General features: G+C 73.4%; 10 protein-coding genes. 4 read left to right on the top strand and 6 right to left on the bottom strand.

Annotated elements, in window-relative coordinates; translation table 11 throughout:
* Positions 1-249 precede the first annotated feature (249 nt).
* Positions 250-1,377: an N-methyl-L-tryptophan oxidase gene (solA, locus tag ACYVPE_RS36765; protein ID WP_461038175.1), complete on the top strand. Its 1,128-nt coding sequence runs from the start codon at positions 250-252 to the stop codon at positions 1,375-1,377.
* On the opposite strand, the gene ACYVPE_RS36760 is transcribed toward solA, so the two are convergent.
* Together ACYVPE_RS36760 and ACYVPE_RS36755 are read right to left on the bottom strand one after the other, a co-directional pair.
* Positions 1,374-2,063 (bottom strand): GntR family transcriptional regulator, encoded by a 690-nt coding sequence (locus ACYVPE_RS36760; RefSeq protein ID WP_461038174.1) that lies wholly within the window; start codon positions 2,061-2,063, stop codon positions 1,374-1,376. The two genes, solA and ACYVPE_RS36760, sit on opposite strands and share 4 nt — an antisense overlap.
* A gap of 74 nt (positions 2,064-2,137) precedes the next feature.
* Positions 2,138-4,279, bottom strand: coding sequence for an ATP-binding SpoIIE family protein phosphatase (locus tag ACYVPE_RS36755; protein WP_461038173.1), 2,142 nt, complete (start codon positions 4,277-4,279; stop codon positions 2,138-2,140).
* A gap of 143 nt (positions 4,280-4,422) precedes the next feature.
* Here ACYVPE_RS36755 and aspS point away from each other — a divergent pair, with 143 nt between their 5' ends.
* Positions 4,423-6,195, top strand: coding sequence for an aspartate--tRNA ligase (gene aspS, locus ACYVPE_RS36750; RefSeq protein WP_461038172.1), 1,773 nt, complete (start codon positions 4,423-4,425; stop codon positions 6,193-6,195).
* Between the two features lie 133 nt (positions 6,196-6,328).
* On the opposite strand, the gene ACYVPE_RS36745 is transcribed toward aspS, so the two are convergent.
* Positions 6,329-7,327, bottom strand: a complete 999-nt coding sequence (locus tag ACYVPE_RS36745; RefSeq protein WP_461038171.1) for an ArsR/SmtB family transcription factor — start codon at positions 7,325-7,327, stop codon at positions 6,329-6,331.
* Positions 7,328-7,386: 59 nt separating this feature from the next.
* Here ACYVPE_RS36745 and ACYVPE_RS36740 point away from each other — a divergent pair, with 59 nt between their 5' ends.
* Positions 7,387-8,598, top strand: coding sequence for an MFS transporter (locus ACYVPE_RS36740; RefSeq protein ID WP_461038170.1), 1,212 nt, complete (start codon positions 7,387-7,389; stop codon positions 8,596-8,598).
* Between the two features lie 95 nt (positions 8,599-8,693).
* Here the strand turns inward: ACYVPE_RS36740 and ACYVPE_RS36735 are convergent, their stop codons facing one another.
* From ACYVPE_RS36735 to ACYVPE_RS36725, 3 genes are all read right to left on the bottom strand, one after another.
* Positions 8,694-9,212 carry an SgcJ/EcaC family oxidoreductase gene (locus ACYVPE_RS36735; protein ID WP_461038169.1) on the bottom strand — a complete coding sequence of 173 codons (519 nt, stop codon included), beginning with the start codon at positions 9,210-9,212 and terminating at the stop codon, positions 8,694-8,696.
* Positions 9,213-9,332: 120 nt separating this feature from the next.
* Complete coding sequence (locus tag ACYVPE_RS36730; RefSeq protein ID WP_461038168.1) at positions 9,333-9,875, bottom strand: tellurite resistance TerB family protein; 543 nt, start codon at positions 9,873-9,875, stop codon at positions 9,333-9,335.
* Between the two features lie 90 nt (positions 9,876-9,965).
* Positions 9,966-12,284, bottom strand: a complete 2,319-nt coding sequence (locus tag ACYVPE_RS36725; protein ID WP_461038167.1) for a heavy metal translocating P-type ATPase — start codon at positions 12,282-12,284, stop codon at positions 9,966-9,968.
* Positions 12,285-12,432: 148 nt separating this feature from the next.
* Between ACYVPE_RS36725 and ACYVPE_RS36720 the strand changes: the two genes are divergently transcribed.
* Positions 12,433-13,137, top strand: a 705-nt coding sequence (locus tag ACYVPE_RS36720) for a class I SAM-dependent methyltransferase (RefSeq protein WP_461038166.1), incomplete at its 3' end; no start/stop codon positions are given.

The raw sequence follows: 13,137 nt of genomic DNA, 5'->3' as shown, positions 1-13,137 counted from the left end.
CCACGCCCGCCCGGCGGCGCGGCCCGCCTGCGCGGAGCACAGGGCGCTTGCTCGGCCGGCGCAGCCGCCGCACACCGGCTGGGCCCGCCAGGGCCCGGGGGCCGAGCCGCGCGGAGCGTGGAACGAAGGGCGGGTGGGTGGGGAGGCCCCCACCGGCCGGTGGGAAGTCGTGCGCGGACGGTAGCCGGTTGCCCGCGCAGCGGCTAGGTTCGACGGCCCAGGAGGCTCGCGACATCCGGGGAGGCGCGTATGACGACGGACGTGGAGATCGCGGTGGTCGGGGCCGGGCTGATGGGCTCGGCCACCGCCTGGGCGGCCAGCAGACGCGGCCGCTCCGTGGCGCTGTTGGAGCAGTTCCCGATCGGGCACGCCCGCGGCTCCTCGCACGGCAGCGCCCGCATCGTGCGGCGCGCCTACCACGAGCCGCACTACGTGCGGCTCACCGGCCAGGCCATGGTGCTGTGGCGCGAGCTCGAGGTGGACGCCGACGAGCGGCTGTTGCGGATCACCGGCGGCGTCGACCACGGCCCGGTCCGCGAGCCGGAGCGGATCGCCGCCACTCTCGCCGAGTGCGGGGTCGAGCACGAGCTGTTGCCGTCCGCCGAGGCCGAACGCCGTTGGCCTGGGCTGCGGTTCGACGGGCCTGTGCTGTACCAGCCGGAGGCCGGCACGGTGGACGCGGCCGCCGCGGTGGCCGCGTTCGCGGCGCTCGCCGAGCGGCGCGGCGCCGAGGTGCGGGCCGAGACGCCGGTGCGGCGGATCGTCGTCGAGGGCGCGGAGCGGGTGCGGGTCGAGACGGACGGCGGGCCGCTGACCGCCCGCCGGGTCGTGGTGGCCGCCGGCGCCTGGGTCGCGGGGCTGCTCGGCGACCTCGTCCCGCTGCCGCCGTTGACCGTGACCCAGCAGCAGATCTTCCACTTCCCGCGGCGCGATCCGGCGGCGTCCGAGCACTGGCCGGTGATCATCCACGACGAGTCCGACCTGGCCGTGTACAGCCTGCCCGGCGGTCGGGACGGCGGCCCCGGCGGCGGGTGGAAGGCCGCCGCGCACCGTGGTCGCGTGCTGCACCACCCGGACACCAGGGACGGGGTGGTCGACCCGGCGGTCCGCGCGCGGCTGGTCGACTACGTGCGCGACTGGCTGCCCGGCCTCACGCCCGAGCCGTTCAACGAGGCCACCTGCCTCTACACCTCCACCCCGAGCGAGGACTTCCTGCTCGACCGGGTCGGTCCGGTGGTGGTGTGCTCGCCCTGCTCTGGGCACGGCGCCAAGTTCGCCCCGCTGATCGGCGAGATAGCGGCCGACCTGGCGGCCGGCCTGGTGGGACCCGACCGCCGGTTCACGCTGGCCGGGCACCGGGCGCCCGCCGTGGGTTAGGCGCCGGCGGGCCGCTCCGTCGCGTCCAGGCTGGTCATCAACGCCCGCCGGCTGGCCCGCACATGCTCCCGCATCACCCGCTCCGCGCTGTCGCCGTCCTTGGCGGTGATCAGTTCCAGCACGTGGTGGTGCTCCCGGTCGGAGAGCTGGGCGCGGCCCGGCTGGCTGAGTGAGGTGGTCACCAGGCGCGAGTAGGCCAGCTGGTTCATCAGGATCCGGTAGTGCGACGCCAGCTTGGCGTTGTCGGCGCCGGCGATCAGCAGGTCGTGGAACTCCTGCACCAGCTTGGCGTAGCCGTCGCGGTCGTCGGCCGCGACGGCGGCGTCGGCCGCGCGCAGGTTCTCCTCCAGGCGGTCGAGTTCGGGGACCCGGCCGCGCTGCGCGAGCAGCCTGGCCGCCGCCCCCTCCAACAGTTCCTTCATCTCGAAGAGTTCGGTGATCTCGCGGCGCGAAGGCGCGGTCACGAAGGTGCCGACCCGGGGTCTGATCTCGACCAGGCCCTCGGTCTGGAGCTGCTTGAGCGCCTCGCGGACCGGCGTCCGGCTGACGCCGAACGACTCGGCGAGCACGACCTCGGACAGGCTCGCGCCCGCCGGGAGGTCGCCGCTGATGATGCGACGCCGCATCTCGTCGATCACCCGGCCCTGCATGCTGCGGCCGCCGCCGTCTCGCGTGAGCTGGCTCATCGAGCCTCCCCCTCATGGGATAAGGACGTTGACTCAACCTAGAGCGGGCGCCACCCCCCGGCCGACCGTTCGGGCTACGCGCCCGACGGTTCGTCCTCGGCCGGCTGCCGCTCGTGGAGTTCGAACCAGGTCGTCTTGCCCATCCCGCGCGGCGCCGAGCCCCAGGCGTCGCAGAGCGAGTCCATCAGCAGCAGCCCGCGCCCCGAGGAGGCCAGCTCGCCCGGCGCCCGCAGGTGCGGCAACTGGTCGCTCGGGTCGCTCACCTCGATCCGCAGCAGCCGGTCGCCCGGCCGGCCGCTCAACTCGGCCACCAGCAGCGCGTCCCCGTCCGTGTGCCGCAACACGTTGGCCAGCAGCTCGGAGAGCATCAACACCGCCCCGAACACCCGCTCCGCGTCCGCCCACTCGTGCAGCATCGCCGTCAACTCCCGCCGGGCCTCGGCGATCTTCGCCGGCTCCGACTGCCCCACCACCAGCACCAGACGCCGCACCCGCGCCGACACCTCGGACGGCTGCCCGGCGACCCCGGCCGGGCGCCGCAGCAGCACCAGCGCGATGTCGTCCCGGTCGGCGCGGGCCAGCGCCGTCGTCGCCGTCACCGCGTGGCCAGGGATCTCCGCGGTCGGCTCCTGCACGGACTCGATCAGCGCGTCCGCGAGATCCCCGAGGTCCATCCCGCTCAGCCCGCGCAGCGCCCGGCCGAGCCTGGCCCAGCCCACGTCCAGGTCGCGGTGGCCGGTCTCCACCAGGCCGTCGGTGCAGAGCAGCAGGATCTCGCCCGGCTGGAGGTTGAGCCTGGTCGTCGGGTAGTCGCTCCCGACCCCCTCGACGCCGTCGACGCCGAGCGGCAGCCCGCCGGCCGTGGGCCGGGTGAGCAGCCGGCCGTCCGGCAGCACCATCCCGGGATCCAGGTGTCCGGCCCTGGCCACGTCCAGGGTGCCGGTCGGCGGGTCCACCTCCAGGTAGAGGCAGGTCGCGAAGCGCGGGTCGTCCCCCGCCCCGTCGCCGCCGGTCAGCCCGGCGAGGAACCGGGAGGCGCGGGCCAGCACGGCGTCCGGCCGGTGCCCCTCCGAGGCGTAGGCGCGCAGCGCGATCCGCAGCTGCGCCATCACGGCGGCCGCCCGCACGTCGTGCCCCTGCACGTCCCCGATGACCAGCGCCACCCGGCCGGACGGCAGCGGGATGACGTCGTACCAGTCGCCGCCCACCCGCAGCCCGCCGCCGGTGGGCACGTAGCGGGCGGCCACCTGCATTCCTGGCACCACGGGGCGCGGCGAGGGGCGCATGGTGTGCTGGAGGTCGGCGGCCAGCTCGCGCTCGGTGTCCTGGAGGAACGTCCTGGAGAGCGCCTGGGCCAGCTGCCTGGCCAGGGTGGAGAGCATGGCGCGGTTCTCGATGGTGAAGTCCACGGGGTGGGTGAACGCGACCAGCCAGGAGCCGATGAGCCGGCCGGCCACCACCAGCGGCAGATAGGCCCAGGACGCCCGGTGGTACTGCTCGATGACCGGCCAGTAGCGCGGATAGCGCTCGGCGTACTCCTCAGGCGTGCTCAGATAGACCGCGCGCCCGGTGCGCAGCACCTCGGCCGCCGGGTAGCGGGCGCTGATCGGCATCGGGAACTCGAGGCCGCTGGTGTCGATGGGGGTGCCGTGGTACTCGGCCAGCCAGAGCCGGTCGCCCTCCCGCGAGTAGATGGCGATCCCGTCGGGCGAGAACCCGGGCATGGCCAGGGCCGCCGCCTCCCGCAGCACCTCCTGGGGGGTGCTCGCCTCCGAGAGCGCCTGCCCGGCCTCCAGGACGAACGCCTCCCTGGCCCGCTCCCAGTCCCAGTCGACGCCGCCCGGCCGCTCGCGCTCGGGACGCTCGCGCTCCGCGAACGACGGCACCTCAACCAGCGTGCCGACCAGGCCCTCCCCGACCACCCGGTTGAGGCGGACACGCACCCGGCGGAGCACCTCGCCCGACTCGTCCACCACCCGCAGCTCGTGCTCGGCGACCCGCCCCTCCGACTGTTCCAGGACGGCGACGCGCTGCATCTCCATCCAGTCCTGGATGGGGATCCGGGACCTGATGGCCGCCTGGGAGAGGGTGGTGGGGGCGGCGTCGAGACCGAAGAGCGCCGCGGCCGTCGCGTCGAGCACGCCGACGCCGCGGGCGTGGTCCCAGACCCACACCCCCGTTCCGGAGGCGGCCAGCACGTCCTCGGTGCGCATCATGATCTACCTTATGCCGGTATGTCGCCTCCCGCCGGGCGGGCGGTACCCGGCCGCCCGGCGGGCGGAGAAGCGGGGCGAGCGGGCCGGGAACGCGGCGGTACGCTGAGGGACCGTCCCATAAGAGCTAATAACCTGGATGAGCGATGCATCGGTACCGGTCCCACACGTGCGGTGAGCTGCGCGCCACCGACATCGGCAAGGACGTCCGGCTGTCGGGCTGGCTGCACAATCGGCGGAACCTGGGTGGCATCCTCTTCGTCGACCTGCGTGACCACCACGGCATCGTGCAGCTCGTCGTCCGCCCCGGCTCGGCGGGCTACGACGCGGTCAACGAGCGGCTGAGCTCGCTCGCCAAGGAGACCGTGCTGCGGGTGGACGGCCGGGTCGTCGGGCGCGGCGCGGAGAACGTCAACCCCGAGTTGGGCACCGGCGAGATCGAGATCGAGGTCGGCGAGATCGAGGTGCTCGGCGGCGCCGAGCAGATCCCGTTCACGATCAACGCGGAGGACGGCGTCAACGAGGAACGACGCCTGGAGTACCGCTTCCTCGACCTGCGCCGCGAGCGGATGCACCGCAACATCATGCTGCGCAGCCAGGTCATCTCGGCGATCCGCCGGAAGATGACCGACCAGGACTTCACCGAGCTGGCCACGCCGATCCTGTCGGCCACCTCGCCGGAGGGCGCGCGCGACTTCCTGGTGCCGTCCCGGCTGCACCCCGGCACCTTCTACGCGCTGCCGCAGGCGCCGCAGCAGTTCAAGCAGCTGCTGATGATCGCCGGCTTCGACCGCTACTTCCAGATCGCGCCCTGCTTCCGCGACGAGGACGCGCGGGCCGACCGGTCGCCCGGCGAGTTCTACCAGCTCGACATGGAGATGAGCTTCGTCGAGCAGGAGGACGTCTTCGGCGTCATCGAGAAGGTGATGACCGAGCTGTTCGAGGAGTTCGGCGGCGGCCGGCACGTCACCTCGCCGTTCCCGCGCGTCCCGTTCCGCGAGGCGATGCTGAAGTACGGCTCCGACAAGCCCGACCTGCGGGCCAAGCTGGAACTGGTCGACGTCTCCGAGGTGTTCGCCGGCTCCGGCTTCAAGGCGTTCGCCGACCAGCACGTGCGGGCGCTCGCCGTGCCGGACACCGCGGACCAGCCGCGGAAGTTCTTCGACCAGCTGGGCGCCTTCGCGATCTCGCTCGGCGCCAAGGGCCTGGCGTGGGTGCGGGTCGGCGAGGACGGCCGGACGCTGACCGGGCCGATCGCCAAGTTCCTGACCGAGTCCGACGTCTCCGCGCTGCTCGGCGCGGTCGGCGCCACCGCGGGCACCTCGATCTTCTTCGGGGCCGGTGACTTCGACGAGGTCTCCAAGATCATGGGCGTCGTCCGGGTCGAGGCCGCCAAGCGGGCCGGGCACTTCGAGGAGAACGTCTTCCGCTTCTGCTGGATCGTCGACTTCCCGATGTTCGAGCGGAACGAGGACACCGGCGCGATCGAGTTCTCGCACAACCCGTTCTCCATGCCGCAGGGCGGCATCGAGGCGCTGAACAGCAAGGACCCGCTCGACGTCCTGGCGTGGCAGTACGACATCGTGTGCAACGGCGTCGAGCTGTCCTCGGGCGCGATCCGGAACCACGAACCGGACCTCATGTACCGGGCGTTCGAGATCGCCGGCTACAGTCGGGACGAGGTCGAAACCGAGTTCGGCGGCATGCTCCGCGCCTTCCGCTTCGGCGCCCCGCCGCACGGCGGCATCGCCCCCGGCATCGACCGGATCGTGATGCTGCTGGCCGACGAGCCGAACATCCGCGAGACCATCGCCTTCCCGCTCAACGGCAACGCCCAGGACCTGCTGATGGGCGCCCCGAGCGAGGTCTCGGAGGCCCGCCTCCGCGAACTCCACATCGCCCTGCGGAAGAAGTCGTAGCCGGTGCTCCGGTGGGCGGCCCCGCCGCCCACCGGAAACCCGACAACGGTCAGCCGTGGATTCGGCCTTCCCCGACCGCCAGGACGACGGCGGATCCTCGTCGTTGCTGGCCCGACGGGCCGCCCGGCGGCACTCAGCCGTTCGCCAGGGCCGCGCCCAGCGGTGTGTGTTCGTAGCGGACGGCCCGGCCGGTGCGGGTGCGGGTGACCAGTCCGGCGTCGCGCAGCACCGCCAGATGGCTGCCGACGGTGCCCAGGCTCAGGCCGAGCTGGGCGACGAGCTGCGTCGTCGTCGCGGGGACGTCCAGCGCCCGCAGCACGTCCGCGCGGCGCGGGCCGACCAGCCGGCTCAGGGCCTCACCGCCCGGTGTACGCGCCACGGGGCCGAGCAGGTCCGCGATGCCGCGGGCGGGATAGACCAGGGCGTAGGGCCACGGCGGCTCGACATAGCTGATCAGCGTGCCGAACACCGTCGGCATCAGCAGCAGGCCCTCGCCGGCCAGCCGGTGCCGGTCCCACTCGGTCCGCGAGCCCGTGCGCACCTCGATGGTCCCGGCCTGCCCCGCCGAGCGCCAGCTCACCCGAGGGTCGAGATCGGACAGCGCCGCCGCCCAGCCGTACATCGCCAGATGCCCGGCGCGGCGGACCAGGTCACGCTCCAGCACCGCCCGCAGCCGCGGCCAGTCCGGCTCGACCAGGGCCCGCCAGCTCGCCTCGAGCGCGTCGGCGAGCCGGGTGACCACGTCCGGCGCGTCGAGGATGCCCCGCACGTGGCGTGGCGGCGTCCGCAGTCCCGCCAGGTTGCGGGCCAGTTCCAGGCGGGCACGGCGCAGCGGCGTGGCGCGCACGACGGCCAGCTCGGCGGCGAAGTCGCCCCCGGAGCCCGACGGTGGCGGATGGATGAAGTCGGCGTTGTAGCCGCCGTGGCGGAACAGCGCCGTCAGCGCCCCGACCGCGGGCACCTGCCCGCGCAGCCGCTCGTACCGGGGCGCGATGCGCTCGGCCCACGGCCGGAGCGGGCCGGCGGCCTGCACGCCGGCCGCGACGCGCAGCGCCTGCATCGCCTCGCCCAGCGGCGAGATCGCGTAGCGGGTACGCGCCACGTCGACGGGTCCCACCTCGATGGCCAGCATGTTTCGCCTCCACACGAAAGCATAGTCACGGTGGCCTGGCTGCCGTGACGCTGTCGGCCATGACCACCACGTCCGTCGGCCCACGCCCGGCCACCTACCGCGAGGTCTTCGCCGTGGGGCAGTTCCGGGTCCTGTTCGGCAGCTACACGCTCTTCCTGATCGGCGAGACGGTGCGGATGCTCGCGCTGTCCGTGATCGTCTACGCGGCGACCGGGTCGGCGCTGATGTCGGCGCTCGCGTACGCGGCGGGCTTCCTGCCCTATGCCCTGGGCGGCACGCTGCTCCTGGCCTTCGCCGACCGCTGGCCCCCGCGCACCGTGATGATCGGCTACGAGGTGCTGCGCACCGCGGTCAGCGCCGTGCTCGCGGCCGGTGTCCTGCCGGTACCGGCCATGGTGGCGCTCGTGTTCGTCACGGGTCTGCCCAGCGCCGTCGCCTCCGCTTCGCGCACCGCACTGCTGCCCGACCTGCTGGACGGCGACCGCTACGTGCTCGGCCGTGCCGTGTTCTCCATGGCGGCCGGCGGCACGCAGGTGCTCGGCTTCGCCGCCGGCGGCATGCTGATCGCCGCTGTCGGCGCGCCGGGCGCGCTCTGGATCACCGCCGCGACCTGCCTGGCCTCGGCGGGACTGCTGCGGCTGCGGCTGGCCGACTACCCGCGCCGCCGCACCGGCGGTTCGGCCGGCATCAGCGAGACCTGGCGGGTGAACCGGGCGCTGATGCGCCGGCCCGCGGTCCGGGCGTTGCTGCTCGCGCAGTGGCTGGCGCCGGCGCTGATGGTCGGTGCCGAGGGCGTGTTGGTCCCGTATGCCGCGGAGGTCGGCGCGCCTGACGCGGCCGGTCCGCTGTTCGCGGCGGTCGCCGCGGGGATGTTCGCCGGGAACCTGGTCGTCGGTCGACTGGTGAGCCCTGCGGGCCGGGAGCGGCTGGCCGGCCCGCTCGCGCTCGCGCTCGGACTGCCGCTGCTGGGGTTCGCGTTGAGCCCCGCACCGGTGTGGGCCGCCGTCCTGTTGACGGTGTCCGGTTTCGGCGTCGCCTACCAGCTCGCACTGGCCCACAGGTTTCTCGACGCGGTGCCCGAGACGCGGCGCGGTCAGGCGTTCGGCCTGCTGCTGACCGGAACGATGACGCTGCAGGGCCTGGCCGCCGCGGCCGGAGGCGCGCTGGGCGAATTCGTGGCCCCTGGGCTGGTCGTCGCGCTGGCCGGCGCGGCCTCGGCCGTGGCCGCCCTGATGTCCTGGCGAACGCTGTCGCCCACCCGGCGACCCTGACGGCGGCAGAGGGCCCGGCGGCAGAGGGCCCGGCAGTTGACGGCCAGGGGGTGGGCGGGGGTGGGCGGGGGAGGCCCCGCCCACCCGAGGCCGCGTCAGCCCTCCGGCATCGCCGAGGAGTGGTGGTTGACGATCAGCCACTCACCCGTCGCCGGGTCCTTCTCGTAGACGAAGGTGTAGCGAGCGGCCACGTCCCGCTGCTCGCCGGTCTCGGGGTCGGTCAGGTGGAAGGTGTAGGCGCCGGAGTCCACCGCGGCGTTCCTGGCCAGGACGTCCACGTAGGACTCGTCGATCTCGCCGTCCGGGTCCTGGGCGAGGAAGTGCTCGAAGTAGTCGACGATGCCCTCGCGGTCGGTGCGTATCCGGTTGGAGAGCGTGGGCTCCAGGACCGCGTCCTCGGCGTAGCGGTCCGCGACGACCTCGGGGTCACCGGTGGCCAGCGCGTCGTTCCACTCGTCGAACAGCGCGCGGATCTCCCGCTCGGTGGGCTGCCGGTGGGAGGCGCTGTCGGTGTTGGAGGCCGAGGCGGTGGCCGCCCCGACGGTGAGCAGGCCGGCGGTGACCAGAGTCGCGGCGCCGAGGGTGCGGCGCCCGGCAAAGGAGATCTTTCGCATGTGCCAAGAGTTCACCGCGGCCGGTCAAGAACAGGCATGACCCAGTAAAGGGTCGTCAAGTACCTTCTAAAGCTTGCTCCTAGTGATCCGAAACGGTCAATTCCGCTCGCCTACGGCCAATCAGAGGTTGAACTCCGTTGGGGAGAGGTTCAACACCCCGCACGCCTCGCGCAGCACGTGCAGCTCCGCCTGCGCGAAGTAGCCGTCGGCGCCGGCGATCACCATGCCGGTCTGGATGACGGCCCGCGCCTCCATCGGCTTCTTGGCGACCTTGGCGATCTCCTCGAGCACCGCGCCGCGGCCGAACTGCGGGTTGGAGACCAACTGGTCGACGTGCTTGTTGAACCGCTGCCGCAGCGTGTCCGGCGGGAAGTTCTGTAGGACCTCGTTGCTGACGATCAGCGACTCGACGCGCTGCCGCTCCGCCGCGTCGACCGTGCCGTCGGCGGCGGCGACCAGGGCGCAGACGGCCATGCTGGCGTCCCGGTAGCCGCCGCTCTTGAGCTCCGTCTTCATCGAGGCCAGCTGGGTCTTGAACATCCCCATCATCTGCGAGCGCGAGCCGCCGGAGCCGCCGCCCGGGGCACCGCCCGGGCGGCCGCCGCCCGAGCCGCCCCTCGACTGCTGCAAGCCCTTGGCCGAGTCCTTGATCCGATCCCACATAACCGCTCTCCCCGTCACAATCCGCTGTCTGTCGATCTCGCACCGTCAACGGATGTCGGGTTCCCGGAGTTCCCCGATTCCCAAGAGTTCTTAAAGTTCCCTGGCGCGGAAGGCGCGCAGCCGCAGGCTGTTCGCCACCACCGAGACCGAGGAGAAGGCCATCGCCGCGCCCGCCAGCATCGGGTTCAGCAGCCCCGCGGCGGCCAGCGGCAGCGCCGAGACGTTGTAGCCGAAGGCCCAGAACAGGTTGCTCTTGATGGTGCGGAGCGTCCGGCGGGAGAGCCGGATGGCGTCCGCCGCGACCAGCAGGTCGCCGCGGACCAGTGTCAGGTCGCCCGCCTCGATGGCCGCGTCGGTGCCGGTGCCCATGGCCAGGCCCAGGTCGGCGGTGGCCAGCGCGGCCGCGTCGTTGACGCCGTCGCCGACCATGGCCACCGTGCGGCCCTCGTCCTGGAGCCGCCGCACCACGGCCACCTTGTCCTCCGGCAGCACCTCGGCGATCACCTCGTCGATGCCGGCCTCGGCGGCCACCGCCCTGGCGACCCGCTCGTTGTCCCCGGTGAGCAGGATCGGGGTGAGCCCGAGCGCGCGCAGCCGGCGCACCGCCTCCGCGCTGGTGGGCTTGATGGCGTCGGCGATCTCCAGCACCGCCCGCGCCTCGCCGTCCCAGGCCACCGCGATCGCCGTGCGGCCGCGCTCCTCGGCCGCCGCCCTGGCCTCGGCCAGCGACTGGGGCAGTGCCAGCGCCCAGTCCGCGAGCAGCCGCTCCCGGCCGACCAGCACCGCGTGCCCCTCGACCACGCCCTGGACACCGAGGCCCGGCACGTTGGCGAAGTCCTCGACGGCCGGCAGCGCGCCGCCGCGCTCGGTCGCCGCGGCCGCGACGGCGCGTGCGATCGGGTGCTCGGAGGCGTGCTCGAGGGCGCCGGCGAGCCGCAGCGCCTCGTCCTCCGTGGTGCCGGCCGCGGTGTGCACGGCCAGCAGCGTCATCTTGCCGGTGGTCACGGTGCCGGTCTTGTCCAGCACGATGGTGTCGGCCCGCCGGGTGTTCTCCAGCACCTCGGGGCCCTTGATCAGGATGCCGAGCTGGGCGCCGCGCCCGGTGCCGACCAGCAGCGCGGTCGGGGTGGCCAGGCCGAGGGCGCACGGGCAGGCGATGATCAGCACGGCCACGGCGGCCGTGAAGGCGGCGGTGAGCCCGGAACCGGAGCCCAGCCAGAAGCCCAGGGTGCCGAGCGCGAGGGTGATCACGACGGGCACGAAGACGGCCGAGATCCGGTCGGCGAGCCGCTGGGCGGCCGCCTTGCCGTTCTGCGCGTCCTCCACCATCCGGGCCATCCTGGCCAGCTGGGTGTCAGCGCCGACCCGGGTGGCCTCCACGACCAGCCGGCCGCCGGCGTTCAGCGTGGCGCCGGTGACCGGGTCGCCGACGGTCACCTCGACCGGCACCGACTCGCCCGTCAGCATCGAGGCGTCCACCGCGGACGAGCCCTCCACGACCACGCCGTCGGTGGCGATCTTCTCGCCCGGGCGGACCAGGAACCGGGTGCCGGCGGCCAGCTCGCCGATCGGCACCAGTTCCTCGCGGCCGCCCTCGCGCACCACCGTGACCTCCTTGGCGCCCAGCTCCAGCAGGGCGCGCAGCGCGGCGCCCGCCGTCCGCTTGGCGCGGGCCTCGAAGTAGCGGCCGGTGAGCAGGAAGGCGGTGACGCCGGCGGCGGCCTCCAGATAGATGGCGGATGAGCCGTCCCCGCGCTCGATCGAGAGCTCGAACGGGTGGGTCATGCCGGGCGTCCCGGCGTCCCCGAAGAACAGCGCCCAGCCCGACCAGAGCAGCGCGGCCACGGTGCCGACCGAGATCAGCGTGTCCATGGTGGCGGCGCCGTGCCGGGCGTTGGTCCAGGCGGCGCGGTGGAACTGCCAGCCGCCCCAGACCACGGCAGGCGCGGCGAGGGTGAGCGAGAGCCACTGCCAGTAGTCGAACTGCCAGGCGGGCACCATCGCGAGCAGGATCACCGGGGCGGCCAGCGCCACGGTGACCAGCAGCCGGTGCCGGAGCGGGCCGAGCTCGTCGACCTCGGCGCCCTCGTCGGCGGCCGGCTCGGCGGTCGCGGCGCGGGGCGGCGGTGGTGGCTCGGCCGTGTAGCCGGTGGCCTCCACGGTGGCGACCAGGTCGGTGACGGTGACGCCCTCGGCGAAGGCGACCCGCGCCTTCTCGGTGGCGTAGTTGACGGTGGCGCTGACCCCCTCCATCCGGTTGAGCTTCTTCTCGATCCGGGCGGCGCACGAGGCACAGGTCATGCCGCCGATGGCGAGCTCGACCTCGGAGGTCGCGTCGCCGGCGGCGGCTGTGCCGGCTGTGCCGGATGCGTTCGATGCGCTGGATGTGGTGGAAGTGCTGGTTGCCATCGCTGATCACGTCTCCTCGGCGGCCAGGATACCCCAGGGCGGTATTGCCGACCCCAGGTCTCCTGTATACCCCTAGGGGGTATCCGGACGCAAGGGCGTCCTCCCGCTCGCCTGGTGATCAACGCGACCTTGCCGCACGCTACGAAGCATGGACAGTGCGGATCGCGCCCCGCGCCGGCTCTCGGTCGACCGGTCGAGCCTCGCGCACCGGCTGCGCTACGCCCTCGGCCACCCCGAGCGGATCGTCCCCCACCTGCGACGCGGCGCCCGCGACGCCTGGCTGCGCGCCCGCCACCGGGACCACGTCGCCTACTACCGCGCCGTGATGGCCTCGGACACCGCCCGCAGCCCCGAGGCGGCCGTCGGCAGCCGCGACCACCGGCGGTGGCTGGCGCTCGGCAAGCTCCAGTTCGACTACCTCAGGGACCACGGCCTCGCCCCCGAGCACCGGATGCTCGACATCGGCTGCGGCAACCTGCGCGCCGGCTGGCGGTTCATCGACTACCTCGACCCCGGCGGCTACTACGGCATCGACATCTCGCCCGACATCCTGATCGGCGCCAAGGAGACGCTGTCCCGCAACGGCCTCCAGGCCAAGCTGCCGCACCTCACCCTCACCCACGACCTGACCTTCGACTTCCTGCCGACCGGGCACTTCGACGTCGTCCACGCGCACAGCGTCTTCTCGCACTCGCCGCTCCCCGTCATCGACGAGTGCCTGGCCCACGTCGGCCGGATCCTCGCCCCCGGCGGCTTCTTCGACTTCACCTTCGACCGCACCGAGGGCCGCGAACACCAGGTGCTGCGCGAGGACTTCTACTACCGCGCCGAGACCCTGACCGCCCTGGCCGCC

The sequence above is a fragment of the Streptomyces mayteni genome, from assembly GCF_054783955.1.
This window is presented reverse-complemented; position numbering and strand designations above follow the sequence as displayed.

Coding starts and splice junctions, on each gene's coding strand:
- ACYVPE_RS36735 (WP_461038169.1), bottom strand. CDS start 9,212: ATGCGAAAGATCTCCTTTGCCGGGCGCCGCACCCTCGGCGCCGCGACT.
- ACYVPE_RS36745 (WP_461038171.1), bottom strand. CDS start 7,327: ATGCTGGCCATCGAGGTGGGACCCGTCGACGTGGCGCGTACCCGCTAC.
- solA (WP_461038175.1), top strand. CDS start 250: ATGACGACGGACGTGGAGATCGCGGTGGTCGGGGCCGGGCTGATGGGC.
- ACYVPE_RS36730 (WP_461038168.1), bottom strand. CDS start 9,875: ATGTGGGATCGGATCAAGGACTCGGCCAAGGGCTTGCAGCAGTCGAGG.
- ACYVPE_RS36760 (WP_461038174.1), bottom strand. CDS start 2,063: ATGAGCCAGCTCACGCGAGACGGCGGCGGCCGCAGCATGCAGGGCCGG.
- ACYVPE_RS36725 (WP_461038167.1), bottom strand. CDS start 12,284: ATGGCAACCAGCACTTCCACCACATCCAGCGCATCGAACGCATCCGGC.
- ACYVPE_RS36755 (WP_461038173.1), bottom strand. CDS start 4,279: ATGATGCGCACCGAGGACGTGCTGGCCGCCTCCGGAACGGGGGTGTGG.
- ACYVPE_RS36740 (WP_461038170.1), top strand. CDS start 7,387: ATGACCACCACGTCCGTCGGCCCACGCCCGGCCACCTACCGCGAGGTC.
- aspS (WP_461038172.1), top strand. CDS start 4,423: ATGCATCGGTACCGGTCCCACACGTGCGGTGAGCTGCGCGCCACCGAC.